The organism is Dickeya parazeae Ech586 (assembly GCF_000025065.1).
Classification (GTDB): domain Bacteria; phylum Pseudomonadota; class Gammaproteobacteria; order Enterobacterales; family Enterobacteriaceae; genus Dickeya; species Dickeya zeae.
On the sequence record NC_013592.1, the window covers coordinates 4,266,730 to 4,292,970 of the forward strand.

At 54.0% G+C, this 26,241-nt stretch carries 30 protein-coding genes; 8 read left to right on the top strand and 22 right to left on the bottom strand.

What is annotated here, in order from left to right; translation table 11 throughout:
* Positions 1-11: 11 nt before the first annotated feature.
* From rplW to DD586_RS18650, 14 genes are all read right to left on the bottom strand, one after another.
* Positions 12-314, bottom strand: coding sequence for a 50S ribosomal protein L23 (rplW, locus tag DD586_RS18585; protein WP_009111205.1), 303 nt, complete (start codon positions 312-314; stop codon positions 12-14).
* Positions 311-916, bottom strand: a complete 606-nt coding sequence (gene rplD / locus DD586_RS18590) for a 50S ribosomal protein L4 (RefSeq protein WP_012764041.1) — start codon at positions 914-916, stop codon at positions 311-313. The genes rplW and rplD overlap by 4 nt, the downstream gene beginning before the upstream one ends.
* Before the next feature lie 10 nt (positions 917-926).
* Positions 927-1,556 carry a 50S ribosomal protein L3 gene (rplC, locus tag DD586_RS18595; RefSeq protein WP_012886344.1) on the bottom strand — a complete coding sequence of 210 codons (630 nt, stop codon included), beginning with the start codon at positions 1,554-1,556 and terminating at the stop codon, positions 927-929.
* Positions 1,557-1,588: 32 nt separating this feature from the next.
* The gene (gene rpsJ / locus DD586_RS18600) at positions 1,589-1,900 is read right to left on the bottom strand and encodes a 30S ribosomal protein S10 (protein WP_001181005.1); all 312 of its coding nucleotides are present in this window, start codon (positions 1,898-1,900) and stop codon (positions 1,589-1,591) included.
* A 291-nt stretch (positions 1,901-2,191) separates the two neighbouring features.
* On the bottom strand, positions 2,192-2,665 hold the full coding sequence (bfr, locus tag DD586_RS18605) for a bacterioferritin (RefSeq protein WP_012886345.1): 474 nt from the start codon (positions 2,663-2,665) through the stop codon (positions 2,192-2,194).
* Positions 2,666-2,739: 74 nt separating this feature from the next.
* Positions 2,740-2,934, bottom strand: a complete 195-nt coding sequence (gene bfd / locus DD586_RS18610) for a bacterioferritin-associated ferredoxin (RefSeq protein WP_012886346.1) — start codon at positions 2,932-2,934, stop codon at positions 2,740-2,742.
* A gap of 131 nt (positions 2,935-3,065) precedes the next feature.
* Positions 3,066-4,250 carry an elongation factor Tu gene (tuf, locus tag DD586_RS18615; protein ID WP_012882957.1) on the bottom strand — a complete coding sequence of 395 codons (1,185 nt, stop codon included), beginning with the start codon at positions 4,248-4,250 and terminating at the stop codon, positions 3,066-3,068.
* A gap of 71 nt (positions 4,251-4,321) precedes the next feature.
* Positions 4,322-6,436: an elongation factor G gene (gene fusA, locus DD586_RS18620; RefSeq protein ID WP_012886347.1), complete on the bottom strand. Its 2,115-nt coding sequence runs from the start codon at positions 6,434-6,436 to the stop codon at positions 4,322-4,324.
* A gap of 91 nt (positions 6,437-6,527) precedes the next feature.
* Positions 6,528-6,998, bottom strand: a complete 471-nt coding sequence (gene rpsG, locus DD586_RS18625) for a 30S ribosomal protein S7 (protein ID WP_012768096.1) — start codon at positions 6,996-6,998, stop codon at positions 6,528-6,530.
* Positions 6,999-7,094: 96 nt separating this feature from the next.
* On the bottom strand, positions 7,095-7,469 hold the full coding sequence (gene rpsL, locus DD586_RS18630; RefSeq protein WP_012768095.1) for a 30S ribosomal protein S12: 375 nt from the start codon (positions 7,467-7,469) through the stop codon (positions 7,095-7,097).
* A 132-nt stretch (positions 7,470-7,601) separates the two neighbouring features.
* Positions 7,602-7,889 (bottom strand): sulfurtransferase complex subunit TusB, encoded by a 288-nt coding sequence (gene tusB, locus DD586_RS18635; protein ID WP_012886348.1) that lies wholly within the window; start codon positions 7,887-7,889, stop codon positions 7,602-7,604.
* Between the two features lie 11 nt (positions 7,890-7,900).
* Entirely contained in the window at positions 7,901-8,260 is a 360-nt protein-coding gene (gene tusC, locus DD586_RS18640; protein WP_012886349.1) for a sulfurtransferase complex subunit TusC, read from the bottom strand.
* An 18-nt stretch (positions 8,261-8,278) separates the two neighbouring features.
* Positions 8,279-8,668, bottom strand: coding sequence for a sulfurtransferase complex subunit TusD (tusD, locus tag DD586_RS18645; RefSeq protein WP_012886350.1), 390 nt, complete (start codon positions 8,666-8,668; stop codon positions 8,279-8,281).
* On the bottom strand, positions 8,668-9,390 hold the full coding sequence (locus DD586_RS18650) for a helix-turn-helix transcriptional regulator (protein ID WP_012886351.1): 723 nt from the start codon (positions 9,388-9,390) through the stop codon (positions 8,668-8,670). Before DD586_RS18650 ends, tusD begins: the two co-directional genes overlap by 1 nt.
* A gap of 183 nt (positions 9,391-9,573) precedes the next feature.
* On the opposite strand from DD586_RS18650, the gene eptA reads away from it, so the two are divergent.
* The 3 genes from eptA to pmrB are packed head-to-tail and all read left to right on the top strand — an operon-like array spanning position 9,574 to position 13,009.
* Positions 9,574-11,217 carry a phosphoethanolamine transferase EptA gene (eptA, locus tag DD586_RS18655; protein ID WP_041164639.1) on the top strand — a complete coding sequence of 548 codons (1,644 nt, stop codon included), beginning with the start codon at positions 9,574-9,576 and terminating at the stop codon, positions 11,215-11,217.
* Positions 11,214-11,882 (top strand): two-component system response regulator PmrA, encoded by a 669-nt coding sequence (pmrA, locus tag DD586_RS18660; RefSeq protein WP_012886353.1) that lies wholly within the window; start codon positions 11,214-11,216, stop codon positions 11,880-11,882. Before eptA ends, pmrA begins: the two co-directional genes overlap by 4 nt.
* Entirely contained in the window at positions 11,879-13,009 is a 1,131-nt protein-coding gene (gene pmrB / locus DD586_RS18665; protein WP_012886354.1) for a two-component system sensor histidine kinase PmrB, read from the top strand. Before pmrA ends, pmrB begins: the two co-directional genes overlap by 4 nt.
* A 299-nt stretch (positions 13,010-13,308) precedes the next feature.
* On the opposite strand, the gene fkpA is transcribed toward pmrB, so the two are convergent.
* Positions 13,309-14,166: an FKBP-type peptidyl-prolyl cis-trans isomerase gene (gene fkpA, locus DD586_RS18670; protein ID WP_012886355.1), complete on the bottom strand. Its 858-nt coding sequence runs from the start codon at positions 14,164-14,166 to the stop codon at positions 13,309-13,311.
* 212 nt (positions 14,167-14,378) lie between these two features.
* Between fkpA and DD586_RS18675 the strand changes: the two genes are divergently transcribed.
* A complete protein-coding gene (locus DD586_RS18675) occupies positions 14,379-14,597 on the top strand; it encodes a protein SlyX (protein WP_041164641.1) in 219 nt (72 codons plus the stop codon).
* A 30-nt stretch (positions 14,598-14,627) separates the two neighbouring features.
* Here the strand turns inward: DD586_RS18675 and qhpR are convergent, their stop codons facing one another.
* Both qhpR and DD586_RS18685 read right to left on the bottom strand, forming a co-directional pair.
* Positions 14,628-15,668 carry an AraC-like transcriptional regulator QhpR gene (gene qhpR, locus DD586_RS18680; protein ID WP_012886357.1) on the bottom strand — a complete coding sequence of 347 codons (1,041 nt, stop codon included), beginning with the start codon at positions 15,666-15,668 and terminating at the stop codon, positions 14,628-14,630.
* Positions 15,669-15,818: 150 nt separating this feature from the next.
* Positions 15,819-16,835, bottom strand: coding sequence for a phosphotransferase enzyme family protein (locus DD586_RS18685; protein ID WP_012886358.1), 1,017 nt, complete (start codon positions 16,833-16,835; stop codon positions 15,819-15,821).
* 369 nt (positions 16,836-17,204) lie between these two features.
* Here DD586_RS18685 and eat point away from each other — a divergent pair, with 369 nt between their 5' ends.
* On the top strand, positions 17,205-18,587 hold the full coding sequence (eat, locus tag DD586_RS18690; protein WP_012886359.1) for an ethanolamine permease: 1,383 nt from the start codon (positions 17,205-17,207) through the stop codon (positions 18,585-18,587).
* A 57-nt stretch (positions 18,588-18,644) separates the two neighbouring features.
* Here eat and slyD read toward each other — a convergent pair whose 3' ends face one another.
* The 4 genes from slyD to kefG form a co-directional block, all read right to left on the bottom strand.
* Entirely contained in the window at positions 18,645-19,250 is a 606-nt protein-coding gene (slyD, locus tag DD586_RS18695) for a peptidylprolyl isomerase (RefSeq protein ID WP_012886360.1), read from the bottom strand.
* 149 nt (positions 19,251-19,399) lie between these two features.
* Entirely contained in the window at positions 19,400-19,594 is a 195-nt protein-coding gene (locus DD586_RS18700) for a YheV family putative zinc ribbon protein (RefSeq protein WP_012886361.1), read from the bottom strand.
* 105 nt (positions 19,595-19,699) lie between these two features.
* Positions 19,700-21,514 carry a glutathione-regulated potassium-efflux system protein KefB gene (kefB, locus tag DD586_RS18705; RefSeq protein WP_012886362.1) on the bottom strand — a complete coding sequence of 605 codons (1,815 nt, stop codon included), beginning with the start codon at positions 21,512-21,514 and terminating at the stop codon, positions 19,700-19,702.
* Positions 21,515-21,516: 2 nt separating this feature from the next.
* Positions 21,517-22,068, bottom strand: a complete 552-nt coding sequence (gene kefG / locus DD586_RS18710; RefSeq protein ID WP_012886363.1) for a glutathione-regulated potassium-efflux system ancillary protein KefG — start codon at positions 22,066-22,068, stop codon at positions 21,517-21,519.
* Between the two features lie 123 nt (positions 22,069-22,191).
* On the opposite strand from kefG, the gene DD586_RS18715 reads away from it, so the two are divergent.
* Entirely contained in the window at positions 22,192-24,111 is a 1,920-nt protein-coding gene (locus DD586_RS18715; RefSeq protein ID WP_012886364.1) for an ABC transporter ATP-binding protein, read from the top strand.
* Positions 24,112-24,176: 65 nt separating this feature from the next.
* Here the strand turns inward: DD586_RS18715 and DD586_RS18720 are convergent, their stop codons facing one another.
* Positions 24,177-24,782: a LysE family translocator gene (locus DD586_RS18720; RefSeq protein ID WP_012886365.1), complete on the bottom strand. Its 606-nt coding sequence runs from the start codon at positions 24,780-24,782 to the stop codon at positions 24,177-24,179.
* 118 nt (positions 24,783-24,900) lie between these two features.
* On the opposite strand from DD586_RS18720, the gene DD586_RS18725 reads away from it, so the two are divergent.
* Both DD586_RS18725 and DD586_RS18730 read left to right on the top strand, forming a co-directional pair.
* Positions 24,901-25,899, top strand: coding sequence for a hydrolase (locus DD586_RS18725; protein WP_041165102.1), 999 nt, complete (start codon positions 24,901-24,903; stop codon positions 25,897-25,899).
* Positions 25,896-26,132 carry a YheU family protein gene (locus DD586_RS18730; RefSeq protein ID WP_012886367.1) on the top strand — a complete coding sequence of 79 codons (237 nt, stop codon included), beginning with the start codon at positions 25,896-25,898 and terminating at the stop codon, positions 26,130-26,132. The genes DD586_RS18725 and DD586_RS18730 overlap by 4 nt, the downstream gene beginning before the upstream one ends.
* Positions 26,133-26,241: the final 109 nt, after the last annotated feature.

The following is a 26,241-nucleotide window of genomic DNA, read 5'->3' on the forward strand; positions in this document are numbered from 1 at the left end:
ACTCCTCCGACTTACTCTGCGCCGCCGATGAAGTCCAGATTCTGGCCTTCTTTCAGGGTGACGTAAGCTTTTTTCCAGTCGCTACGACGACCGATACGCTGTCCGTGACGTTTTACTTTCCCTTTAACAACCAGGGTGCGGACGTCATTGACTTCGACTTCAAACAGTTTCTGTACAGCAGCTTTGATTTCTGCTTTAGTCGCGTCTTTAGCAACTTTGAGTACGATGGTGTTGTTTTTTTCCATCGCAGTAGACGCTTTTTCAGAAACGTGCGGCGCGCGCAATACTTTCAGCAGACGTTCTTCACGAATCATGCCAGCATCTCCTCAACTTGCTTAACAGCATCAGCAGTCATAACCACTTTGTCGAAGGCGATCAGGCTTACCGGATCGATGCCTGCTACGTCGCGTACGTCAACCTTGTACAGGTTGCGAGCGGCCAGGAACAGGTTCTCATCCAGTTCACCAGTGATGATCAGCACGTCATCCAGCGCCAGTTCTTTCAGTTTCTGAGCCAGCAGCTTGGTTTTCGGTGCTTCAACAGAGAACTTCTCGACAACGATCAGACGGTCCTGACGTACCAGTTCGGACAGGATGCTTTTCAGCGCGCCGCGGTACATCTTTTTGTTTACTTTCTGGCTGTGATCCTGCGGCTTGGCTGCGAAAGTCACACCACCTGAACGCCAGATCGGGCTCTTGATAGAACCAGAACGCGCACGGCCGGTGCCTTTCTGACGCCACGGTTTTTTACCGGAACCAGTTACTTCAGCACGGGTCTTCTGAGCGCGAGTACCTTGACGGGCACCTGCTGCATAAGCAACAACAACCTGGTGAACCAGCGCTTCGTTGAAATCACGACCGAAGGTAGTTTCGGAAACAGTCAGCGCGCTTTGCGCGTCTTTCAATACTAATTCCATTGCTATCTCCTCACGCCTTCACAGCCGGTTTAACGATCAGGTCGCTACCGGTTGCACCCGGGACTGCACCTTTAACCAGCAGCAGGTTGCGCTCAGCGTCAACACGTACTACGTCCAGGCTCTGAACGGTTACACGTTCGTTACCCAGCTGGCCTGCCATTTTCTTGCCTTTGAACACTTTGCCCGGAGTCTGGTTCTGACCGATAGAACCCGGAACACGGTGAGACAAGGAGTTACCGTGGGTAGCGTCCTGAGTGCGGAAGTTCCAGCGCTTAACGGTACCGGCAAAGCCTTTACCTTTAGAAGTACCGGTAACGTCTACTTTCTTAACGTCAGCGAAAACTTCAACGCTAATGTCCTGTCCTACAGCGAATTCTTCGCTGTCAGCCAGACGGAATTCACGCAGAACGCGGCCAGCTTCTACGCCAGCTTTAGCGAAGTGACCTGCTTCAGGCTTGGTTACACGGTTAGCTTTTTTAGCGCCGGTGGTGACCTGGACAGCACGGTATCCGTCGTTCTCCAGGGTTTTAACCTGAGTCACGCGGTTTGCTTCAATTTCGATTACGGTTACGGGGATAGAAACGCCTTCTTCAGTGAAGATGCGGGTCATACCCACTTTTTTACCGACTAAACCAATCATTGTTTCAACCTCTCAATCGCTCAATGACCTGATTAACCCAGGCTGATCTGCACGTCTACACCGGCAGCCAGATCCAGACGCATCAGAGCATCAACGGTTTTCTCGGTTGGCTCAACGATGTCAACCAGACGCTTGTGAGTGCGAATCTCGTACTGATCACGCGCGTCTTTGTTAACGTGCGGGGAGATCAGAACGGTAAAGCGCTCTTTGCGGGTCGGCAGCGGGATCGGACCACGGACCTGCGCACCAGTGCGCTTGGCAGTCTCGACGATTTCCGCGGTTGATTGATCGATCAGACGATGATCAAACGCTTTCAGGCGGATACGGATTCTTTGGTTCTGCATGAGACCAGAGCTCCAATTATTTTATAAACGAAAATAATCACTACTCGTACCCATTACGATTGATGGGAGAGTGTAATCGTTCGGTACATAACCCCCATATCGAGAGTATTGTTCGGCGGGTATCGGGTACCTGCCTTCAGATTCATACGAATCGGGCCTACCATTTCAGGTAAGCCCGCGCATTATACGTAAATTTGCTCAGGAAGCAATCGAAAGTTAGAAGTGATACTTTATTAACCTGGTTAGGGTTACATCATGGTCATATTGACGCGTGTGGCAGAGGGGAGAAAATCACTCTTCTTTCAACTGCGTTTGCAGGTAGTTCTGCATACCCAGACGCGCGATCAGTTCCAGTTCGGTTTCCAACCAATCGATGTGCTCTTCTTCGTCGGTGAGCACCTCAATCATCAAATCACGACTGACATAATCTCTCACTGAATCAGCATAAGCGATGGCCTCGCGTAAGTTCTTCGCGCCCTCAAGCTCCAGCGCAAGATCCGAGCGTAGCATTTCTTCAACATCTTCACCGATATTCAGTTTACCGAGATCCTGTAGATTAGGGACCCCTTCCAGAAACAGTATGCGTTCGATGTACCGATCTGCATGTTTCATTTCGTCAATCGACTCATGATACTCATGATCGTTAAGACGCTTGAGTCCCCAGTTCTTAAACATGCGGGCGTGAAGGAAGTACTGGTTGATAGCCACCAGCTCATTGCCCAACAGTTTATTCAGATGTGTAATGACATTTTTATCGCCTTTCATGACTTTGCTCCTCCGCTTCAGTATTAAAAAGTGTAGAAGCGGTCTACACAGAGTCAAAAAAATGCCCTTACGACTCAGGCGACTTTATACAATTGCGCATCTTTTGCTGTTTCTTCTTCCAGAATCAGCCTGGCCTGGCGGATACATTTGCCACATGACGTTCCGATCGGCACAAATTGCTTCAGCTGTTTCAGCGACTGCGGTTGGTGCTGGCGAACAACCTGCCGGATGACTTTATCGGAGACGGCATTGCATAGACAGACATACATATGCGGATAACTCATTTTTTAATCAACTCACCGCATTGTAAATAAGAATGGTTTTTATTTCAATTCATCATTGGGGGAATAAAAAAAGGGTACCGAAGTACCCTTTTCACTTTTCATGTCAGTTATCGATATTAAGCGATAACTTTAGCAACCACACCGGCGCCTACAGTACGGCCACCTTCACGGATTGCGAAACGCAGACCGTCGTCCATCGCGATCGGCGCGATCAGGTTTACGACCATCTTGATGTTGTCGCCAGGCATAACCATTTCAACGCCTTCCGGCAGTTCGATGGTGCCAGTCACGTCAGTAGTACGGAAGTAGAACTGCGGACGGTAGCCTTTGAAGAACGGCGTGTGACGGCCACCTTCGTCTTTGCTCAGGATGTACACTTCAGATTCGAACTGAGTGTGCGGCTTGATTGAGCCCGGTTTGGCCAGTACCTGACCACGCTCAACTTCATCACGTTTAGTACCACGCAGCAGAACACCCACGTTCTCGCCCGCACGGCCTTCGTCCAGCAGTTTACGGAACATTTCAACGCCGGTGCAGGTGGTTTTCGTGGTGTCTTTGATACCCACGATTTCCACTTCTTCACCTACTTTGATGATGCCGCGCTCTACACGACCGGTAACTACAGTACCACGGCCGGAGATGGAGAATACGTCTTCGATCGGCAGCAGGAACGGCTTGTCAATCGCACGCTCCGGTTCCGGAATGTAGCTGTCCAGCGCTTCAGCCAGTTCGATGATTTTCGCTTCCCACTCGGCATCGCCTTCCAGCGCTTTCAGCGCGGAACCGCGGATTACCGGCGTGTCGTCGCCCGGGAAGTCGTACTGAGACAGCAGCTCACGCACTTCCATCTCAACCAGTTCCAGCAGCTCTTCGTCATCAACCATGTCACATTTGTTCAGGAACACGATGATGTACGGAACGCCTACCTGACGACCCAGCAGGATGTGCTCACGCGTCTGCGGCATCGGGCCGTCAGTCGCAGCAACTACCAGGATCGCGCCGTCCATCTGGGCAGCACCGGTGATCATGTTTTTCACGTAGTCGGCGTGTCCCGGGCAGTCAACGTGCGCGTAGTGACGAGTCGGGGTATCGTATTCAACGTGAGAGGTGTTGATGGTGATACCACGCGCTTTTTCTTCCGGCGCGTTGTCGATCTGGTCGAATGCACGAGCCTGACCACCGTAGGTTTTTGCCAGAACGGTAGTGATGGCAGCGGTCAGCGTTGTTTTACCATGGTCAACGTGGCCGATAGTACCGACGTTAACGTGCGGTTTTGTACGTTCAAATTTTTCTTTAGACACGGCTATATTCCTTACTCAAATGCTCTCCCCTTATGGAGAGAGCACGGGATCAATGTGTTGTTAAACCCGAATTACTTACCACGGGCTTCGATAACGGCCTGGGCAACGTTGTTCGGCGCATCATCGTACTTCAGGAACTCCATGGAGTAAGAAGCACGACCCTTGGTCAGAGAACGCAGCTGAGTTGCATATCCGAACATTTCAGACAGCGGAACTTCAGCGTGAATCACAACGCCAGTCACGTTGGATTCTTGACCACGCAGCATACCACGACGACGGCTCAGGTCACCGATGACATCACCAGTGTTCTCTTCCGGCGTTTCTACTTCAACCTTCATGATCGGTTCAAGCAGAACAGGTTTCGCTTTACTGAACGCAGCTTTAAAAGCAATAGAAGCGGCCAGTTTAAACGCCAGCTCGGAGGAGTCAACGTCATGGTAAGAACCGAAGTGCAAACGCACGCCGAGATCAACTACCGGGAAGCCTGCCAGCGGACCCGCTTTCAGCTGTTCCTGGATGCCTTTATCAACGGCCGGGATGTATTCGCCAGGAATCACACCACCTTTAATGTCGTTGATGAACTCGTAGCCTTTCGGATTTGAGCCCGGCTCCAGCGGGTACATGTCGATAACAACATGACCATACTGACCACGACCACCAGACTGCTTAGCGTGTTTACCTTCAACATCAGTAACTTTAGCGCGAATCGCTTCACGGTAAGCAACCTGCGGTTTACCCACGTTTGCTTCCACGTTGAATTCACGTTTCATACGGTCAACGATGATGTCCAGGTGCAATTCACCCATACCCGCGATGATAGTCTGGTTAGATTCTTCGTCAGTCCATACACGGAAAGACGGGTCTTCTTTCGCCAGACGGCCCAGAGCCAGACCCATTTTTTCCTGGTCAGCTTTGGTTTTCGGTTCTACAGCGATGGAGATAACCGGTTCCGGGAATTCCATACGCTCCAGAATGATCGGGTTTTCCGGGTCACACAGAGTATCGCCGGTGATAACGTCTTTCAGACCGATCGCAGCGGCGATGTCGCCTGCACGAACTTCTTTAATCTCTTCACGTTTGTTGGCGTGCATCTGAACGATACGGCCAAAACGTTCACGTTCGGATTTCACTGAGTTCAGTACGGTGTCACCGGAGTTAACCACACCGGAGTACACGCGGAAGAACGTCAGGTTACCCACAAACGGGTCAGTTGCGATTTTGAACGCCAGCGCAGAGAACGGCTCATCATCGCTAGCGTGACGCTCAGCCGGCGTATCTTTACCGTCATCCAGAATACCGTTGATCGCAGGAACGTCAGTCGGTGCCGGCAGATAGTCGACAACGGCGTCCAGCATTGCCTGCACACCCTTGTTCTTGAACGCAGAACCACAGGTAACCAGAATGATTTCGTTGTTCAGTACGCGCTGACGCAGTGCTTTTTTGATTTCTTCCTCGGTCAGCTCTTCGCCGCCCAGGTATTTTTCCATCAGCTCTTCAGAGGCTTCTGCTGCAGACTCGATCAGGTTCTGGTGCCATTCATCGGCCAGATCCTGCATGTCAGCCGGGATATCTTCATAAGTGAAGGTAACGCCCTGGTCTGCTTCATTCCAGTTGATGGCTTTCATTTTCACCAGGTCAACGACACCGGTGAAGTGTTCTTCTGCGCCGATGGCCAGCTGCAACGGAACCGGGTTCGCACCCAGACGCACTTTAATCTGGTCAACAACTTTCAGGAAGTTCGCGCCCATACGGTCCATTTTGTTAACGAACGCGATACGCGGAACTTTATATTTGTTCGCCTGACGCCATACGGTTTCAGACTGCGGCTGAACACCACCTACCGCACAGTAAACCATGACTGCGCCATCCAGAACACGCATGGAACGTTCTACTTCGATGGTGAAGTCAACGTGCCCCGGGGTGTCGATGATGTTGATACGGTGCGGTTCATACTGCTTAGCCATACCAGACCAGAAGGCAGTGGTCGCAGCAGAGGTAATGGTGATACCACGCTCTTGTTCCTGCTCCATCCAGTCCATAGTGGCAGCGCCATCATGAACTTCACCGATTTTGTGGTTTACACCGGTGTAGAACAGAATACGTTCAGTAGTGGTGGTCTTACCGGCGTCGATGTGTGCGCTGATACCGATATTACGATAGCGCGCAATGGGTGTTGTACGAGCCATTTGTTTCCTCTATTCCTAGGGCGTTCAAAGTAGTAAACCCGGGCGGGTCAGCTGTTGAGCGCCCGCCAGGGTATTAACGTCTACGCAGGGATTACCAGCGGTAGTGAGCGAACGCCTTGTTGGCTTCAGCCATACGGTGAACGTCTTCACGTTTCTTCACAGCAGTACCTTTGTTGTCTGCTGCATCAGAAAGTTCGTTCGCCAGGCGCAAAGCCATGGATTTATCACCGCGTTTACGAGCAGCTTCAACGATCCAACGCATAGCCAGAGCATTGCGACGAACCGGACGGACTTCAACCGGAACCTGATAAGTTGAACCACCTACACGGCGGGACTTAACTTCGACAGTCGGACGAACGTTGTCCAGAGCGACTTCGAAAGCTTCCAGTTCGCTTTTACCTGAACGCTGAGCCAGGGTCTCCAGCGCGGTATAGACGATTGCTTCTGCAGTAGATTTTTTACCATCTACCATCAGGATATTGACAAATTTAGCCAGCAGTTCTGATCCGAACTTCGGATCCGGCAGAATTTTACGCTGACCAATGACGCGACGACGTGGCATGGAAATACTCCGTTGTTAATTCAGGATTGTCCAAAACTCTACGAGTTTAGTTTGACATTAAAGTTAAAACGTTTGGCCTTACTTAACGGAGAACCATTAAGCCTTGGGCTTCTTCACGCCGTATTTGGAGCGGGATTGCTTACGGTCTTTAACACCAGAGCAGTCCAGCGCGCCACGAACGGTGTGGTAACGCACACCTGGCAGGTCTTTAACACGACCGCCACGGATCAGGATCACGGAGTGTTCCTGCAGGTTATGACCTTCACCACCAATATAGGAGGTAACTTCAAAACCGTTGGTTAAGCGAACACGGCAAACTTTACGCAGTGCGGAGTTCGGTTTTTTCGGGGTGGTGGTATATACACGGGTACATACGCCACGTTTCTGCGGGCAGGCTTCCAGCGCCGGAACGTTGCTCTTAGCAACCTTCAGGGAGCGCGGTTTGCGTACCAGCTGGTTAATTGTTGCCATTCAAAAAGCTCCTGGTTTTTGCTTCGTAAACACGTAATAAATCACCCCATACAGAGACAGAGGCAAAGTATGAGGACGCAGAATTTTAGGGCTGGCTGGGTAAGGAGTCAAGAAATATACAAAAAGGCGAAATTACCAAGCCAGTTGCCGGGAATGCAGGACTGTTAATTGCACGAATTGAGTATAGTCAATCAATACAATTGTGGTGGAAATTTGCTCAGAAAGCCCGCGTGCTACCACATCCTCTTGCAAGGCATACACCGTAGCGCCAGAAGACTGCAGGCGTTCGCCAAAGGGCACGCCGCTTAACGCCGAAATCACGCCATCCTGCAACAGCAAAACAGCGTCATCTGCACCAACGTTACGCATCAACGCATCCAGATCGGTATGGTAGGGAGAATGCGCCAGAGTATGCAGCATGGGTTCACCGCTCAAAAGGTCAGTACAGTATCGTAGGTGTTGAGCATGTCGCGTAATGCATCTGCCGCCAGCGGTTCGACATCTAACACCCAACGGGTATCCACAGACAAACCACGCTGACGAAGCGACGCTTCGCAAACGTAACAACGCTCGATGTCATACAACGGCAGCACACCGAAAGTCGCAATATAATTGCGCATCAGAATCCGCTCTGGCTGCTGGTTAGGGAGAAGCTGGAATATACCGTCAGCGATAAAGAAAACGCCGATATCTTCGGTCAATGCCGACATTGCCAACAATGCATCCAGCCCTTCCCGGCCGGAGGACGAACCATGAGGCGGCTGGGTAAACACAAAGGCAACGCGCTTCATCTTCTTTTTTCCCACTGACTAAAACTGGACGACACGATCGCAACGCAGCACCGACTGCGACAGTTCGCCTAAGCCGCTCAGCGTAAACCCCGACTGAAGATTGGCTCCCGACAGTTGCAACTGCGCCGACTGCGTTGCATCAGTCACACCGCGCCGCAGCGCCGCCGCGACACAAACGTTCAGTTCCACCTCATGAGACGACGCCAGTTGCTGCCAGGCACGAACCAAATCAAACTCATCATTCGCGGGTGCCGTGAGCTGGTTGGCGTTCAGCACCCCTTCGCGGTAGAAGAAAACGCTTTGCAACCGGTGCCCTTGCGCCAGTAAAGCCTGTGCGAACTGAAACGCGCTACTGGCTTGCTGCGTGCCATAAGCAGGCCCGGTCACCAGCAGGCAATAGCTCAACATTACCGATCGTGCCCACTGAAATCGCCGCTTTTGAACTGGCGAATGTACAGATAAACGGTGTGCTTGGAAATATTCAACCGATCGGCGACCTGATTGATGGCATCCTTGATATCAAAAATGCCTTTCTCATAAAGGTTCAGCACAATCTGGCGGTTCTTGGCATTGTTGGAAACGTTACGATCGGCATTCACTTCTTCAATCGTGAACTCCAGCGTCTGCGCTACCAGCTCATCCACCGAAGAGGCGAAGTTGACGGAAGACGCCACTTCCTTGATCTCCGGTGGCAGGAAGGTTTGCATGATCTGCGAGAAAGGAACGTCGAGGTTCATATTGATGCACAACAGCCCGATGACGCGCTGTTCGCGATTACGGATAGCGATGGTGACCGATTTCATCAATACGCCGCTTTTGGCGCGGGTAAAATACGCTCTGGAAACACTGCTGTCTTCGCCCGCCATGTCATGTAACATACGCAGCGCCAGATCAGTAATAGGCGAGCCGATTTTACGTCCGGTGTGCTCGCCATTCGCGATACGAACCGCCGAGCACTTCAGGTCGTCTAGCGAGTGCAAGACTATCTCGCAATGATCGCCGATCAGCATCGCCAGGCCGTCAACCACAGCCTCATACGATTTCAGGATTTCATAATCCGTCTGCGTGAACGGACGCTGGTCAAGCAAATCAAGGTCGCTGGATTCGCCAGTAACAAGCGAAGTAGACATGACAGGCACCACCCTCAACGTCATTTATCATCGTATTGACAGAATAGTGAGTTTACCAAATAACCCTTGAGTCGTCCTTTGTATTTCGAGAACGGTCGGGTGTTTTCCTTCTTAAGGTTGAGTTAATTTATGCGCTTTAGAGTGCGACACATCATATTTTCCCGCATGGATGGCCTATCTGCAATGCTCAGAATTTCACGCATTTCCCGCCCCGTATGGAGCAGTTTTACCTATAATTTTGTCTTCGCGGCATTTATCACCCTGATACAGAATATCGCCTACTACCGTCAGGTCTCACATCTGGTCGCTGTCAACTCCTGGCTGGATGGCGTGTTTATCGCCACCATGCCCATCGTTATCTTTGCGGTACTCAATATCCTGTTCACGTTACTGGTGATCCCCTGGTTGCGTCAGGGGGTCGTCGCGCTGCTACTGATAGGCGGCGCGGCGGTACAGTATTTTATGATTAATTACGGCATCATCATTGACCGTACCATGATGCAGAATGTGTTCGAAACCAACATAGCGGAATCCATGGCGCTGGTGACGCCCCAATATGTACTGTGGCTGACCCTATCGGGTATTATTCCGGCGCTCGGCGCATTGTGGGTTAAGATTCGGCCCACCCCATTAAGTTGGATAGCCATTGGTTCGCGTATTTTCAGCATCATGGTGTCGATTGTCGCTATTCTGCTGGTCGCCACGTTTTTCTATAAAGATTACGCATCGCTGATGCGCAATAATAAAGAGCTGGTGAAATCATTAACCCCCAGCAATATTATTCTCGCGAATATTTCCTATTACCGTCATCACGCACAAGCCAATTTACCGTTGGTGCAAATCGGACTGGATGCACACAGAAACCCGCCGCCAGCGGTGGATGCCAAAAAGAACCTGGTGATATTGGTGGTGGGAGAAACCTCGCGTGCCGAGAACTTTTCCCTCGGCGGTTACGGAAAACCCACCAATCCCCGGCTGGCCAACGATAATGTGGTTTATTTCGGACAGACCGCCTCCTGCGGTACCTCAACCGGGGTGTCCGTTCCCTGCATGTTTTCCGGCATGCCGCGTACTGGCTACGACGAGCAGTTAGCCTCCCATCAGGAGGGATTACTTGATATTCTGCAGCACGCGGGCGTCAGTGTGCTCTGGCAAGAGAATGACGGTGGCTGCAAAGGTGCCTGCGATCGCGTACCGACGCGTGACATCACCGACCTGAATCTTCCCGGTCAATGTATCGACGGCGAATGCCACGATGAGGCCTTGTTCCATGGCGTAGACGACTATATTAATCAGTTGAATAATGACGGCATTATCGTGCTGCATACGATGGGTAGCCACGGTCCGGCCTATTATCAACGTTACCCTGACGCTTTTCGACAATTCACGCCAACCTGTGATACCAATCAAATTCAGACGTGCTCGCGAGAATCATTAATCAATACTTACGATAATACGATTCTCTACGTAGACTATATTGTTGATAAGGCAATTAATGTCTTGAAAGGGCATCAGGATAAATTTAATACCGCTTTGGTTTATCTTTCCGACCACGGCGAATCATTGGGCGAAGACGGAATGTACCTGCACAGCATGCCGTATGCCGTTGCGCCCACACAGCAAACCCATATCCCGATGTTGATGTGGTTTTCCGGCGGCTACCAGCAGCAGTTTGCCATCAACGACAGTTGTATGCGCAAACAAGCCGACCAACAGCGTTTTTCTCAGGACAATCTTTTCCACACCGTTCTGGGCATGTTTAACATTGCGACAAAAGAATATCAGGCGCCGCTTGATATTCTTCAACCGTGTCGGGGCACTTCATGAAACTCTTGATTGTTGAAGATGATACGTTGTTACAGGAAGGGCTATTGCAGGCGATGCGCAATGAAGGTTATGTCTGCGATTGCGCCTCCACAGCCAAAGAAGCGGATGCCCTCATCAACAGCGCTCACTACAGCCTGGTGGTGCTGGATCTGGGCTTACCGGACGAAGACGGCCTCACCCTGCTAGGTCGCTGGCGCCGAAACAACTACCAGCAACCGGTGCTCATTCTCACTGCCCGGGATACGGTGGATGATCGCGTCACCGGGCTGGATGTCGGTGCCGACGACTACATGATAAAGCCCTTTGCATTGAGCGAATTTCAGGCACGGGTCCGCGCGCTTATTCGTCGCCATCAAGGATCCAGCGACAGCTGGATTCGGGTAGACAACATCACGCTCGATCTCAACAATCAACAAGTTATGCTGGATGACAAGCCTATCGTGCTGACGCCGAAGGAATTCGCCATCCTCTCCCGGCTTATCCTCAAGGCAGGTTCACAGGTACACCGTGAAGTGCTGCATCAGGACTTGTACAGCTGGGACGATGACCCCTCATCGAATTCGCTGGAAGTCCATATCCATAATCTGCGGCAAAAGATCGGCAAAAATCGCATCAAGACGCTACGCGGTTTCGGCTATCTATTGACCAAGGATGATCAGCCATGAAACTGCTCCCTCACCCCTCACCGCTGGAGAAGACTGCCAGCATCAGAACCCGGTTGATTCTGACGCTGGGGTGTATTCTGCTGGCGTGCCAGTTGCTGAGCGTGGTCTGGCTCTGGCACGAAAGTGAAGAGCAAATCCAGTTACTGGTAGAACAAACGCTGACCGCGAAAAAGCTCAGTCAGGATATCGAATTAGAAGTGCATGAAGCGATTGCCTCGCTCAGTATTCCCAGCCTGGTGATGATCATCGCCTCTCTCATTTTGTGTGCCCATGCGGTGACCTGGATCACCCGCCCCCTCTTAAAGCTGCAGGAAGAACTACACAACCGCACGGCTGAGAACCTCGACCCACTACAACAACATAGCGATGTCACCGAGATTGCGGCTGTCATCACCAGTATGAATCAATTACTGGCGCGGTTTAGTGAGTCGTTATATCGCGACAGGCTTTTTGCCTCGAATGTCGCACATGAATTACGCACCCCGCTGGCCGGTATCCGATTAAGCCTGGAGTTGCATGAACAACTCCACCATATCGATTGCCAGCCATTAATTAAGCGCATCGACCACCTGACCAAAACCATCGAACAGTTGCTGTTACTGGCGCGCACCAGTAATGAGCTGGCGACCGGCCACTATAAATCGGTGTCATTAGCGGATGATGTCATCACGCCGAACCAGCAAGAGCTTGAAGAAATGGCGGCGGCACGGCACCAACAGCTCGACTGGCAGTTAGAAACACAAAACGCCATCGTGCCGGGCAACGCGACACTGTTGCAGTTGCTGCTGCGTAATCTGGTGGAAAACGCCTATCGCTATAGCCCTGAACACAGCACAATTAGCATCAAACTGGCCGATCATCCCGACGGCGGCTACGAGTTGACCGTTGCGGACGAAGGACCGGGTATTAATGAATCCCAGGTGGGAGAGCTCACTAAAGCCTTTGTGCGTATGGACACCCGCTATGGCGGCATCGGCCTTGGCCTGAGTATCGTCACCCGTATCGTGCAGTTGCATCACGGTGAATTCTTTCTGGAAAACCGGCGCGATCGCACGGGTACCCAAGCTCGTGTGGTGTTTAAGCGAAACAGCAACGGTATCATCTGCTATGAAAGCGATATTCACTAAATCGCGCTCGGGCACTCGCCAGTGGCACCTTATCCTTGCCGATGCCGACGGTAATAGGGTGTCATTCATCCAGCATGCCTGCCACGTTTCGGCTCCGGCGTTATTCTGCCCGATAGCGGTATTGTGCTGCAAAATCGCGGTGAACTAAATTGTACCCAACAGTGCCTGGCAGAACGCCGACGCGGTGATGCAACGCCATACCGTGCTCCGGGGTTCGGCGCAAAAAAATACCGCCTGTGCAGACGCACGGGCGGTATCGAAACCGGTTTACACGCCCCGAACTGGCGGCGTACAAGGCATTACTGAGCGGCTTTCTTCGCTTTGTCGTCAGCCGGTTTTTCTGCTTTCGGTGCAGCAGCGCCTTTCGCGTCGGCATCTGACTTGATATCCAGCAGTTCGACGTCGAACACCAGCGTAGAGTTAGCTGGGATCCCCGGAACACCGGCTTCGCCGTAAGCCAATGCCGGTGGGATAACCAGCTTGATCTTACCGCCTTTCTTCACGTGCTTGAGGCCTTCAGTCCAGCCTGGGATAACGCCATCCAGACGGAAAGACAGCGGCTCGCCGCGTTTGTAGGAGTTATCGAACTCGGTGCCATCAACCAGCGTACCCTTGTAGTTCACCACTACGGTATCGCTGTCTTTAGGTGCCGCGCCGGTCCCTTCCTTATCTACCTGATAAAGCAGGCCGGATTCAGTTTTCTTCACGCCTTTTTCTTTGGCGAAGGCATCACGGAATTTGGTGCCTTTATCCGCATTGTCTTTAGCATCCTGCTGCATTTTCGCCTGAGCCGCTTCTTTCACACGGCCTTCAAATGACTGCAGGGTTTTCTCGATTTCTTCGTCAGACAATTTGCTCTTGTCAGCAAACGCGTCCTGAACCCCCTGGATCAACTGTTGTTTATCCAGTTTGATACCCAGTTTTTCCTGCTCTTTCAGGGAGTTGTCCATGTAGCGACCCAAAGAGGCACCCAGCGCATACGCGGCGGCTTCTTCATCGCTCTTAAATTGACCTGTCGTGGCTTTCGCTGCGTCCGCTGCCGCAGGAGCGGTAGCCGCTGCATCAGTGGTCTTGGCCGCATCCGCTGCCATAACACCCGTACTCAGCGCCAATCCCATAGCCGCCGTCAGCAGTGTGACTTTAAACAGTGATTTCATCCATCTCTCCAACATTCGGAGCACCATGCCCCGGCAACATTAACATTTCGCCAGCTACTATAACGTTGCGTGCAAAGACAATACAACGACACGCCGCACCAGATAGCGAAAAATTCTGAATACCAGGATTTACGCCCGATGGCGTAGGGTTTTACTACCAGAACTTTCCGCTTTCTGACACACTTTGCACTCACTGCACGGGAGGAAAAATGATGTCACTGTCACCACTGGAACAACGGCTCGAATTGCTGGAAAGCCGACTGGCTTTTCAGGAGGTAACGATTGAGGAATTGAACCAGACCGTCGTGCACCATGAACTGGAAATGGCCCGGTTACGCGAACAATTACGGCTGCTCACCGAAAAACTGCGGGCGACGGCCCCTTCCATGATTGCCTCACAGTCGGAAGAAACACCGCCACCGCATTATTAAATACCGGCAAGCCCGATAACCACCAGCGTGTTATGCCTTGCGCCACTGCCGTGGGCTAATGCCAAACCAGCGGCGGAAGGCGCGGGAAAACGCGCTCACCTCGGAGTAGCCCAGCAGGAATGCCATCTCGGAAATCGACAGCTGGCGTTGCTGTAAATAGTGGGTCGCCATTTCGCAGCGCACCTTTTCCACCAGTTGGGTGAAGGTGATGCCTTCGTCTTTCAATCGACGCTGTAGCGACCAGCTCGATAACCCGATGCTCTCCGCCACCTCGTCCAGCGACGGTTCCCCCTGCGACAACACCTGACGCAGCCGGGCGCGCGCCAGTTCCACCACGCTCTGCTGGGGAGCGTCGTTGTTAAGCCGACGCAACGCATCCTGTACCACCAGCAGCAATAGCGGATCATTGTCCGGCATAGACCGCATCACATCACGCTTGGGGATCAACAACGAGTTGAACGGCTGATCGAAATACACTGGTGCGTCAAACACTTTACAGTGTTCATGCCACTGCTCAGGGCGGGGATGTTCAAAATGGACCTCCCGCGGTGCCCAGTTTTTGCCTGCTGCATGACGAATCAGGTTTAATATCATCCCCAGTGTCAGCTCGGCGTCCTGCCGACAATGCAGGATAGCGCCGTGACGGACCTGATAGTCAAAGCGCCAGCAATCGCCTTTGTCCACCAGACGAATCAAGGTATCGTGCTGATGAAAAGGGAAGGCATTGACTACGTTATGCAATGCCTGCTCCAGAGTGGCACTGCATAACCCAACATAGCCTATCAACCCCAACGCCTGCGGTTTGAACTGTCGGCCGTAATGCAGCCCGAAATTATCACAGTCCGAATAGCGGGCCGCCTCTTCCAGTACCCGGCAATAATTGACCAGTCCGACACTAAGCGTCGGGCAGGCCAGCATTTCCGGGTTGATACCGCTGATGCCCAAAATGCGATCCGCATCGCCACCTTTTTCACCGATAAAATCGGTCAGACCTGATGCCGCCGCCGCCAGAACCCCCCGATGCCCGGACAGCTCGGCCACCGGCGGTAACCGAAAGGACGTGGTTTCCATGATTCCTGCCTCACACAACCGATTCAATATCGTAAACCTGCAAATTCCATACCATTCACAAGTTACTGATTTTTATCGCGTCGAAAGACAAAATGGCACCACGACGATCCCGTGGTGCGCTATCATGGTGCACGGTTCACCACGGCAGGATCAGGCGCCAACCGGCAGTGCGGCGTTCTCCAGATAACGGCGACATAACCGCACGGTGTGATCGCTCCAGTCAGTTCCCAGACTGATCGCCTGCTCCGTCTGACTATGGGATCCTGCCCAGGCCATTAACTGAATGCGCCGCTGGATCAGCAACGAGGGGATCACCGCCCGGTCCGCCTCGCCCAGTGGGCAAATTTTCTGGTAACCGTCTAACCAGCCCTCCACCCATGACGGCGCGCTGGGGTGATGCTCCACAAAGCTGATTGCCGCCGCCAGATCGTGCAGATACCAGCTAAAGCCGCAATCATCAAAGTCGATCACCCGGGTTTCGCCGTTTTGCAGCAACAGGTTGGTCAGCCGTAAGTCCGCGTGGATCAACCCATAACGCTGACGATCCTTACCGTAGTGGGTCAGCGCCTGCTGCACCTGTGTCAGCGTTTCTTCGATGATGCCGTGATCCGTTGCCTTCAGGTTGGGCGCATCCTGCCAGCGCCCCCAGTGCCCTTGCGGCCCGACCATGGTGTCATGGTCCCAAACCAGCCGACGAAAACCGGTGGGGCGCTCCCAACGACGGCTGTGTTGATGCAAACGGGCAGTAATCATCCCCAGTTGTTCAAAAGCGGCGGCGTCAACCTCGGTGGTCGGCATCTCACCATCAATCCAGTGGAACAGCACCACATTGCGCACCGTGCCATCGCTCATCGTCACGGTTTGCACGGCTTCGCCATCCAATCCGTTCAGGGCCTGCGGCACGGTAATGCCTTCTTCGCGCAACGCGTCCAACCAGGCCAGTTCACCGGCGATATCCTCACGCTGGTGATAGCCGGGACGGTGAATACGCATCGCGTAGCGTTTACCACCGGCGATCAGCCGATAGGTGGCATTTTCCGAACGACACAACAGGCTGAGCTGCCCCTGCTGCGCCGATGGGTAACGTTGCATAGCCAGTGCGGCCAACTGGTCCAGCGTGGTGTTATCAAGGGTATCGTACTGTTCTGCCATATCCTGCTCTGCCATAGGGGTTATCTCATCCAAAGAGGGCCAAACCGGTGGTGTCCAGCGGACAGGGCACCGCCTGACTATCAGAATGAGATCACTCCCGCGATGATGCTTGACGTCGCAGTGCCGCAAATTGACCTTGCACGACACCGCCCCGCCGAACCCTCCCGGTTTGACCGTAGAGCGCAAAAATCTACGGGCAGAGGTCAAGTCGCCGACGAACCCCAAGCGGCATTATCGAAAGCGTACCACCCTGCCGGACATATCTGGCGCAGTACGGAACCGTACCGCTTTCTGACACGGTGATTTTTATAACCACATGATTTTTATACACAGAGGTGATGAAAAGCCGCTATTTTCATCCCACGACGTGTAGGGGAGACCGTCATGACAATGCAGCTAAAACCCACGCAGTTAAAACCCACACTGGGTACGCTTCATCTGTGGGGGATTGCCGTCGGCCTGGTGATTTCCGGCGAGTATTTCGGCTGGAGCTACGGCTGGGGTGTGGCGGGAACGCTAGGCTTTCTCGTCACCACCTTGATTATCGCCGCCATGTACACCTGCTTTATTTTTAGCTTCACCGAACTGACCACCGCCATTCCTCATGCTGGCGGCCCCTTTGCTTATAGCCGTCGCGCCTTTGGCGAAACCGGCGGCCTGATTGCCGGTATGGCGACCCTGATCGAGTTCGTGTTTGCCCCGCCGTCGATTGCGATGGCTATCGGCGCTTATCTCAATGTGCAGTATCCGTCGTTGGATCCGCGCTACGCCGCCACCGGCGCTTACCTTATCTTTATGACACTGAATATTTTGGGCGTGAAACTGGCGGCGATGTTTGAACTGTTCGTCACCGTGTTGGCGGTCATCGAATTGCTGGTGTTCATGGGGGTGGTCGCGCCCGGTTTCAGCATCAGCCACTTCGTCGCTAACGGTTGGGCCGGTAGTGCTGATTTCGGTAGCCCGGCCATTTCCGGTATCTTTGCCGCCATTCCTTTTGCTATCTGGTTCTTTCTGGCGATTGAAGGTGCCGCGATGGCGGCCGAAGAAGCCAAAGACCCGCAACGCACCATTCCCAAAGCCTACATCAGCGGAATTATCACGCTGGTGGTGCTGGCGCTCGGCGTCATGGTGATGGCAGGCGGTGTGGGTGACTGGCGTACGCTGTCCAACATCAACGACCCGCTGCCGCAGGCGATGAAAGCCGTAGTGGGCTCAAACTCAGGCTGGATGCACATGCTGGTGTGGATCGGTCTGTTCGGGTTAATCGCCAGCTTCCACGGCATTATCCTCGGTTATTCGCGTCAATTCTTCGCGCTGGCCCGGGCCGGTTATTTACCTGCCGGACTGGCGAAGCTATCCCGCTTCCAGACACCGCACCGCGCTATTCTGACTGGCGGCGTGATTGGCATCGCCACCATCTTTAGCGATAGCTGGATCAACCTGCAAGGAATGACACTGACCGCCGCGATGATCACGATGGCAGTGTTCGGGGCCAACGTGATGTACATGATGAGTATGCTGAGCCTGTTTCGTTTACGCCGCAGCGAACCGGAGCTACATCGTACCTTCCTGGCACCGGGTTATCCGGTCATCCCAGCTATCGCACTGGCGCTGTCGGTGGTGTGCCTCATCGCGATGCTGTGGTTCAACCCGGTCATTGGCGGCCTGTTTATTGTGCTGATGCTGATGGGTTACAGCTATTTCCTGATGACCCGCGCCCAGCGAGACAATGCCCCTCAAGATGCCATGCTGGTAGGGAAAGAGTAGCCAGGAGAACAAAAAAAAGCCGCGTTCACACGCGGCTTTCTCTGAAACAGGGAAATATCAGTGCTGGCAACCGCAACCGCCGTGGCCGCCGCAACCGCCTTTACCCTTTTCATGATCATGATCGTGATCATGGCCACCGCAGCAACCGTCGTGATCATGGTCGTGACCACCGCAGCAGCCTTCGTGATCATGGTCGTGCGCGCCATGCACATGGCCGTGGGCCAGTTCTTCTTCCGTAGCTTCACGGATAGCAACCACTTCCACGTTGAATTTCAGATTCTGGCCTGCCAGCATGTGGTTACCGTCAACCACAACGTGGTCATCCTGCACCTCGGTGATTTCTACCGGTACCGGACCCTGATCGGTATCAGCCAGGAAGCGCATACCAACCTGCAGCTCATCCACACCGACAAATACGTCTTTCGGTACGCGCTGAACCAGGTTGTCGTCGTATTCGCCGTAGGCATCGTTAGCACCGACGCTAACGTCAAAACGTTCGCCCACATCGCGGCCTTCCAGCGCTTTTTCCAAACCGGAAATCAGCGAACCGTGACCATGCAGATAGTCCAGCGGTGCGCTCACCGGAGACTCATCAACTAATACACCATCTTCTGTACGAACCTGATAAGCCAGGCTGACCACCAGGTCTTTTGCTACTTTCATGATATCTCCTAGCGTTGGAAATCAATTTTGCGCAAATTGTAGCGGAAAAACATCCCCATGTATTGCCCGGGATAAAAAACTGTCTGGAAGACCTTTTCCATCTGCATACCGTTCGCGGTCAACCGCCATCGCAGCCGTCTTAAGCCAGGTTATTCCGGGCGAAACAGGCCGATGATTTCACCGGCGGGTGGCGTGGCAGCCTTGGGCGGTGCCTCCGACTGGCTTTGCTGATATCCGCAGTGCACACACACCACGACCTCGTCATCGCCTTCGCGTCCTACCGCCAGCGTATCCTGCGCATGACACTTCGGACACACCGCTCCGGCAATAAAGCGTTTACGCATAGTTGTTCTCCGGCTCTCTGTTAATCGGCCTGCCTTCACTTACGACGTACTACTGCGACTTACGGCGTACTACTGCGGTATGCCTACTGTACGCCGGGTCCCTGCTTAATGGTCGTCGTGCTCATCCCAGTCATCCGGTCGACGCCGCTCACGCTGCATTTCTCGCTCAAAGATCTCCTCAAGCTCGCGGCGGGCCTCTTTGACGCGGGAAATCTGCGCCACATCGCTTTTATGCTGAGGCATCAGTTCACGCAGCATACGCATATCCAGCCGCCGAAAATGCTGTTGTGCCCGGTACGCCTGATGGGGATGCATGCCGAGTGTAATCAGCGTTTTGCGCCCCAATTCCAGCGCACTCGAAAACGTTTCGCGGGTGAACAGGGTGACACCAGCCTGCAGCAGCTCATGCGCTTCCACACGCCCGCGGGCACGCGCCAGAATCTCCAGATGGGGGAAATGCTGCTGACACAAGTGCACAATTGTCATGGCGTGCTCAGGGTTCACACAGGTAATCACGATAGATTGCGCCTGATCCGCCCCGGCGGCACGCAGTAATTCGAGCTGAGTCGCGTCACCGTAATACACTTTATAGCCATAGGAGCGCATCAGGCGCACCGCGCTGATATCACGATCCAATACCGTGATGCGCATTTTGTTGGCCATTAATAAACGCGCGACAACCTGCCCAAAACGCCCGAATCCCACCACGATCACCTGAGGCCGGTCATTCTCCACATAATGCTTTTCATCCACCTCTTCCTGATGGTTGAAACGGCGCGATAACAGTTTGTCGATCAGCGTCATCAGTAGCGGCGTCAGCATCATCGACAGAGTGACCGTCACCAGTAACAACGGCAGTTGCGACCCTTTCAGTACCCGGTAGGTCGCCGCAGAAGAAAACAGCACGAAAGCAAATTCACCTCCCTGGCTGAGCACCCCGGCAAACTGCAGCCGTTCAGAGGAACGCAGCCCGTACACCCATGCCAGCAGGTACAGGATAATCCCTTTCACCACCACCAGAATCGCCACGCCCGTCAACACCATCAGGATATTGGCGTACAGTATCCCGAGGTTGAGCGACATGCCGACCGAGATGAAAAACAGCCCCAACAGCAACCCTTTGAATGGCTCGATGGCAATTTCCAGTTCATGGCGGTATTCGCTTTCCGCCAGCAGCACACCGGCGATAAACGTGCCGAGCGCCATCGACAGGCCCAGCGCATCCATAAACAGTGCCGAACCCAGCACCAGCAACAGCGCGGCGGCGGTGAATACCTCCCGCACGCCGGAGGCGGCGATAAACCGGAACAGCGGGCGCACCAGATAGCGGCCGCCAATCAGCATGCCGCCAAATGCCACCACCTTCAGCACCACCTGTCGCCAGTCATCCAATTCGCCTTGTACCCCCGCCAGCACGGGGATAAGCGCTAACGCCGGGATAACCGCGAGATCCTGAAACAGCAGCACGGAAAAGCCGAGTTGACCGGCCTCGTTACGGTGCATGCCTTTTTCCCGCATCAGCTGTAACGCAATAGCCGTAGAAGACATCGCCAACCCAATACCGCCGATCATCGCCGACTGCCAGGAAAAATGGCTCAGGTACAGTGCGCCACCCAATAGCGTCGCGCTCAGCAAGACCTGCGCCGCGCCGGTGCCGAAGATAGACCGCCGCAGCCGCCACAATTTGGCCGGATCAAGCTCCAGACCAATGATAAACATCAGGAAGACTACACCCAGCTCGGAAAAATGCAGGATGGCTTCCACATCACGGATGAACCCCAGCCCCCACGGGCCAATGGCGATACCGGCCAGCAAGTAGCCCAGCACCGCACCAATCCCCAGCCGTGCGGCAATCGGCACCATCAACACGGCGACAAACAGGAACAACACCCCGGCGTTCAATAACGAAGACGTTTCCATGTTTAGTAATCCCCATGGGGAAACGGTGACGCCAGCCAATCGCTGTAGGCTTTAGCGTGTTCCCGTAACACATCAGGCGGCAAACGCCGGGCCCAATAAATCACCAGCGGCGATAACCAGTTCATGTGGCACATGGCCGCCGTCATCTCAAACGGCCGCAAGACTTCATCCATCGAGTAGCGGTTCACGCCCGACGCGCGGTAGGCATCTTGCTGCTCACCGGTGGTCACCACCGAGCGCCAATATTTTCCAGCCAGCGCATTACCGCCGACCCCGTTGGCGAAGCCACGTGTCAGTACCCTGTCCAACCACTCTTTCAGCAAAGCCGGACAACTGTAGGTATAAAGCGGGTGCTGGAACACAATCAGTTGGTGATCACGCAGCAACTGCTGCTCATGATGAATGTCGATAAAAAAATCAGGATAGTGTGCATACAGGTCGTGCACCGTGACATGCCCAAGTTGCCGGGCATAGTGCAGTAGCAGCTTATTCGCGACCGAATCCTGAGATTCCGGATGGGCAAACAGCAGCAAAATCTTTGGTGGCTGCGACATCATTCCCCTCCAGGGCGTCGTCATTGCAGGTATTTTCGGCTACCATGCGTAGTGCAATACAACAGGACACGGCAGTCCTGATACCCGATCGGTAATTTAACATATTTGAACATTTGGCGCGTTATGATTGTTTTCTCCTCTTTGCAAATTCGACGCGGTACACGGGTACTGCTGGACAACGCCACCGCCACCATCAACCCAGGTCAGAAAGTTGGTCTGGTGGGTAAAAACGGCTGTGGCAAATCAACCCTGTTGTCATTACTGAAAGGGGAAATCAGCGCCGATGGCGGCAGCGTCACCTTTCCGCAAAACTGGGCATTGGCATGGGTGAATCAGGAAACACCGGCGCTGGCACGCTCGGCTATTGATTACGTGATAGACGGCGACCGCGAGTTTCGCCAGTTGGAAGCCGACCTCGATGCGGCCAACGCCCGTAACGACGGCAACGCTATCGCCACCCTGCACGGCAAACTGGACGCGATTCAGGCCTGGTCGATCCAAGCCCGCGCCGCCAGCCTGCTCAACGGGCTCGGTTTTCAACAAGACCAGTTGCAACACTCTGTCAGTGATTTCTCCGGTGGCTGGCGTATGCGTCTGAATCTGGCGCAAGCGCTGATTTGCCGCTCCGACTTACTGCTGCTCGACGAACCGACCAACCACCTGGATCTGGATGCGGTAATCTGGCTTGAAAAATGGCTGAAAAACTACCCTGGCACGCTGGTGCTCATTTCCCACGACCGGGATTTTCTTGACCCGATCGCTAACCGGATCCTGCATATCGAGCAGGAAACCCTGTTCGAGTACACCGGCAACTACACCTCGTTCGAGCAACAGCGCGCCACCCGTCTGGCCCAGCAACAGGCGATGTACCAGCACCAGCAGGAGCGGGTCACGCATCTGCAGCACTATATCGACCGTTTTCGCGCCAAAGCCAGTAAAGCCAAACAGGCCCAAAGCCGCATCAAGATGCTCGAACGCATGGAGCTTATCGCCCCGGCGCATGTCGACAACCCGTTCCGCTTCAGCTTTCGTGAACCGCAAGCGCTGCCCAACCCGCTGTTGCGGATGGAAAAGGTCAGCGCGGGCTATGGCGACCGGTTGATTCTCGATTCTATCAAACTCAATCTGGTGCCCGGCTCACGCATCGGCTTACTGGGCCACAATGGTGCCGGTAAATCGACGCTCATCAAACTGCTGGCGGGCGAACTTCAGCCGTTTAGCGGCGACATCGGCCTGTCCAAAGGCATACGCCTGGGCTATTTCGCCCAGCATCAGTTGGAGTTTCTGCGTCCCGACGAGTCACCGTTACAGCACCTGACCCGACTGGCAGAGCGCGAGACCGAGCAGCAACTGCGTGATTATCTCGGCGGTTTTGGCTTTCGGGGCGACAAGGTCACCGAGTGCACCGAGCGTTTTTCCGGCGGCGAAAAGGCGCGACTGGTGCTGGCGCTGATTGTCTGGCAGCGCCCGAACCTGTTGCTACTCGACGAACCGACCAACCATTTGGATCTCGACATGCGCCAGGCGCTGACCGAAGCGTTGATCGACTTCGACGGCGCGCTGGTGGTGGTATCGCACGATCGTCACCTGATCCGCTCCACCACCGACGATCTCTATCTGGTGCACGACGGCAAGGTCGAGCCGTTTGACGGCGATCTGGAAGATTACCAGCAGTGGCTATTGGATGCACAAAAGCAGGATAACGCGACAGAATCCGCCCCCAAAGACAACGCCGCCAACAGTGCGCAGTCGAGGAAGGATCAAAAACGGCGTGACGCCGAACTGCGCACACTGACTCAACCGCTGCGTAAGCAGATAACCCAACTGGAACAACAGATGGAGAAGCTGCAAGCAACGCTGAGTGCGGTAGAAGAGCGCCTTGCCGACAGCGGGTTATATGACGTCAGCCGCAAAAGCGAATTGACCGACTGTTTGCAAAAACAAAGCGTGACGAAGGCCGAACTGGAGAACACCGAAATGGCCTGGCTGGATGCGCAGGAACAACTCGAACAGTTGCTGCGCGACGCCGAAGCCCAAGGGTAAGCACCATCCAGAGTGAACGGCGGGCGCAATACGGTGGCCCGCTGTTCAGACGCTCTTCACGATGATTAATGCCAGATCATCAGCACGCAGGTCGCGGTCAGTAACCCCATCGCGAGGTTGAATACTTTCCAGGCACGCGGACTTTGCAGCAGGCGGCCGATCATCGCACCAAATCCCAGCCAGATAACCCCGGCCACGAAATTAACGCACACCATCGCCACGCTGATGGCCACCACCGACCCGACATAGCCGTCGCCAGACAGGCTAAACCCCGCGACCGCGCCCAGTGACATCAGCCAGGCTTTGGGGTTGAGGAACTGCAACAACCCACCCTGATACAACGGAATCGGCCGCGGCGGTGCCGTTTCGGTATCCAGCTTTTCGTAAGCCGCCGTGGCAATCTTCCACGATAACCACAGCAGATAGGCACTGCCCAGTAGCTTCAGCGCCAGATGCAGCGAGGGATAAAGCAGGATCAGGCTACCCAGCCCCAGTGCCACCAACAACAGTATGCTCTGCATACCGATCATGATACCCAGCATCAACGACATAGAGCGTAATACGCCAAAGTTGGCTGCGGAGGCCGTAAGTAGCATATTATTGGGCCCAGGTGTAATGGCAGCGACCCACAAGAAACCGAGCATTGAAAGAAACAGGCTGACGTGCTCCATGAAACGACGATCCTTTAACATAAGGGACGTTAAACCTAGCAGCGCGACAGGATGCAGACAAGTGCTTCACCATGCCGCGGCGGGCCCCAATGCCTCTTTTCATCATGGCTCTCTTTTTATGAATAATTCTTCTTACCGTAATGCGTGCTTTCAGCCCCTGCCGGGTGGGCGCAACCCGCATATTCAGACGCTGCTACCGCGTCTGCTTCGCCGTCATGCGGCTCTGAAACCCGTCTGGCAGCGTCTGACCTTGCCGGACGGCGATTTTATCGACCTGGCCTGGAGCGAAGCGCCACAACACGCAGCACATAAACCCCGTGTGGTACTGTTTCACGGGCTGGAAGGCAGTTTTCACAGCCCTTACGCCCACGGACTGATGGCCGCCTGCCAACAGCGCGGCTGGCTGGCGGTGGTGATGCACTTTCGTGGTTGCAGCGGACAACCGAACCGCCTGCCACGGGCGTATCACGCCAGTGAAACCGAAGACGCACGCTACTTCCTGCACTGGCTGCGTCAGACGCTGGGTGACGTCCCCACCGTCGCGGCGGGGTTTTCTCTGGGTGGGAATATGCTGGCTTGCCTGCTGGCGCAACAAGGTGCGTCCTGCCCGTTGGATGCCGCGGCGGTGGTATCCGCGCCATTGATGCTCGAGCCGTGTAGCACTCGTCTGGAACAGGGTTTTTCACGCCTCTACCAGTTCTATCTGCTGAATTCACTGCGTCGCAACGCCTTGCACAAGTTGGCGATGTACCCCGATTGCCTGCCGGTGTCCGCCAGTCGGTTACGTCGGGTGCATCGCCTGCGAGAGTTTGACGAGCTGGTCACATCACCGCTGCACGGTTTCACCGACGCAACCGATTATTACCGACGCAGCAGCGCCCTGCCTTTACTGCCGCGTATCCGCCAGCCATTACTGGTCATCCACGCCAAAGACGACCCGTTTATGACGCCGGAAGTCATCGCTGATGTCTCGCAACTCCCGACCAATATCGACTACCAGTTGACGGAACATGGCGGTCATGTCGGTTTTGTTGGCGGATCCTGGCGACAGCCTGAATTGTGGCTGGAGCACCGTATTCCCGAGTGGTTTACCCCTTATCTGGAGCAGCACGCATGATCATTCCCTGGCAAGAACTGGCACCGGAAACACTGCAAAATCTGATTGAATCGTTCGTCCTGCGTGAAGGCACCGACTACGGCGAGCAGGAGCGCACACTGGAAGAGAAAGTGGCAGATATACGTCAGCAACTGGCGCACGGCGAGGTCGTCCTGGTGTGGTCGGAATTGCATGAAACCGTCAATATCATGCCCCGCCGCCAGCTCAGCAATAATGAACGGTATCAGCCCTGAATCAATCGCTTAAAAACGTAAATTGCCGTGTCAGTGTGCGATAAACATGCTAACAATGATCAGATCTAACATGGATCAGATATAACATGGCCTGATGGCTCTGCACGGC

Excerpts from the sequence above, each read along its gene's own strand:
- fkpA (WP_012886355.1), bottom strand. The coding sequence starts at position 14,166 with ATGAAATCACTGTTTAAAGTCACACTGCTGACGGCGGCTATGGGATTG.
- tusC (WP_012886349.1), bottom strand. The coding sequence starts at position 8,260 with ATGAAGCGCGTTGCCTTTGTGTTTACCCAGCCGCCTCATGGTTCGTCC.
- pmrA (WP_012886353.1), top strand. The coding sequence starts at position 11,214 with ATGAAACTCTTGATTGTTGAAGATGATACGTTGTTACAGGAAGGGCTA.
- DD586_RS18725 (WP_041165102.1), top strand. The coding sequence starts at position 24,901 with ATGAATAATTCTTCTTACCGTAATGCGTGCTTTCAGCCCCTGCCGGGT.
- DD586_RS18650 (WP_012886351.1), bottom strand. The coding sequence starts at position 9,390 with ATGTCTACTTCGCTTGTTACTGGCGAATCCAGCGACCTTGATTTGCTT.
- kefB (WP_012886362.1), bottom strand. The coding sequence starts at position 21,514 with ATGGAAACGTCTTCGTTATTGAACGCCGGGGTGTTGTTCCTGTTTGTC.
- qhpR (WP_012886357.1), bottom strand. The coding sequence starts at position 15,668 with ATGGAAACCACGTCCTTTCGGTTACCGCCGGTGGCCGAGCTGTCCGGG.
- tusB (WP_012886348.1), bottom strand. The coding sequence starts at position 7,889 with ATGCTGCATACTCTGGCGCATTCTCCCTACCATACCGATCTGGATGCG.
- rplC (WP_012886344.1), bottom strand. The coding sequence starts at position 1,556 with ATGATTGGTTTAGTCGGTAAAAAAGTGGGTATGACCCGCATCTTCACT.
- rplW (WP_009111205.1), bottom strand. The coding sequence starts at position 314 with ATGATTCGTGAAGAACGTCTGCTGAAAGTATTGCGCGCGCCGCACGTT.
- DD586_RS18720 (WP_012886365.1), bottom strand. The coding sequence starts at position 24,782 with ATGGAGCACGTCAGCCTGTTTCTTTCAATGCTCGGTTTCTTGTGGGTC.
- fusA (WP_012886347.1), bottom strand. The coding sequence starts at position 6,436 with ATGGCTCGTACAACACCCATTGCGCGCTATCGTAATATCGGTATCAGC.
- DD586_RS18700 (WP_012886361.1), bottom strand. The coding sequence starts at position 19,594 with ATGCGTAAACGCTTTATTGCCGGAGCGGTGTGTCCGAAGTGTCATGCG.
- DD586_RS18715 (WP_012886364.1), top strand. The coding sequence starts at position 22,192 with ATGATTGTTTTCTCCTCTTTGCAAATTCGACGCGGTACACGGGTACTG.
- eptA (WP_041164639.1), top strand. The coding sequence starts at position 9,574 with ATGCTCAGAATTTCACGCATTTCCCGCCCCGTATGGAGCAGTTTTACC.
- rplD (WP_012764041.1), bottom strand. The coding sequence starts at position 916 with ATGGAATTAGTATTGAAAGACGCGCAAAGCGCGCTGACTGTTTCCGAA.
- rpsL (WP_012768095.1), bottom strand. The coding sequence starts at position 7,469 with ATGGCAACAATTAACCAGCTGGTACGCAAACCGCGCTCCCTGAAGGTT.
- DD586_RS18675 (WP_041164641.1), top strand. The coding sequence starts at position 14,379 with ATGTCACTGTCACCACTGGAACAACGGCTCGAATTGCTGGAAAGCCGA.
- eat (WP_012886359.1), top strand. The coding sequence starts at position 17,205 with ATGACAATGCAGCTAAAACCCACGCAGTTAAAACCCACACTGGGTACG.
- bfd (WP_012886346.1), bottom strand. The coding sequence starts at position 2,934 with ATGTATGTCTGTCTATGCAATGCCGTCTCCGATAAAGTCATCCGGCAG.
- DD586_RS18730 (WP_012886367.1), top strand. The coding sequence starts at position 25,896 with ATGATCATTCCCTGGCAAGAACTGGCACCGGAAACACTGCAAAATCTG.
- bfr (WP_012886345.1), bottom strand. The coding sequence starts at position 2,665 with ATGAAAGGCGATAAAAATGTCATTACACATCTGAATAAACTGTTGGGC.
- pmrB (WP_012886354.1), top strand. The coding sequence starts at position 11,879 with ATGAAACTGCTCCCTCACCCCTCACCGCTGGAGAAGACTGCCAGCATC.
- DD586_RS18685 (WP_012886358.1), bottom strand. The coding sequence starts at position 16,835 with ATGGCAGAGCAGGATATGGCAGAACAGTACGATACCCTTGATAACACC.
- slyD (WP_012886360.1), bottom strand. The coding sequence starts at position 19,250 with ATGAAAGTAGCAAAAGACCTGGTGGTCAGCCTGGCTTATCAGGTTCGT.
- rpsG (WP_012768096.1), bottom strand. The coding sequence starts at position 6,998 with ATGCCACGTCGTCGCGTCATTGGTCAGCGTAAAATTCTGCCGGATCCG.
- kefG (WP_012886363.1), bottom strand. The coding sequence starts at position 22,068 with ATGTCGCAGCCACCAAAGATTTTGCTGCTGTTTGCCCATCCGGAATCT.
- rpsJ (WP_001181005.1), bottom strand. The coding sequence starts at position 1,900 with ATGCAGAACCAAAGAATCCGTATCCGCCTGAAAGCGTTTGATCATCGT.
- tusD (WP_012886350.1), bottom strand. The coding sequence starts at position 8,668 with ATGTTGAGCTATTGCCTGCTGGTGACCGGGCCTGCTTATGGCACGCAG.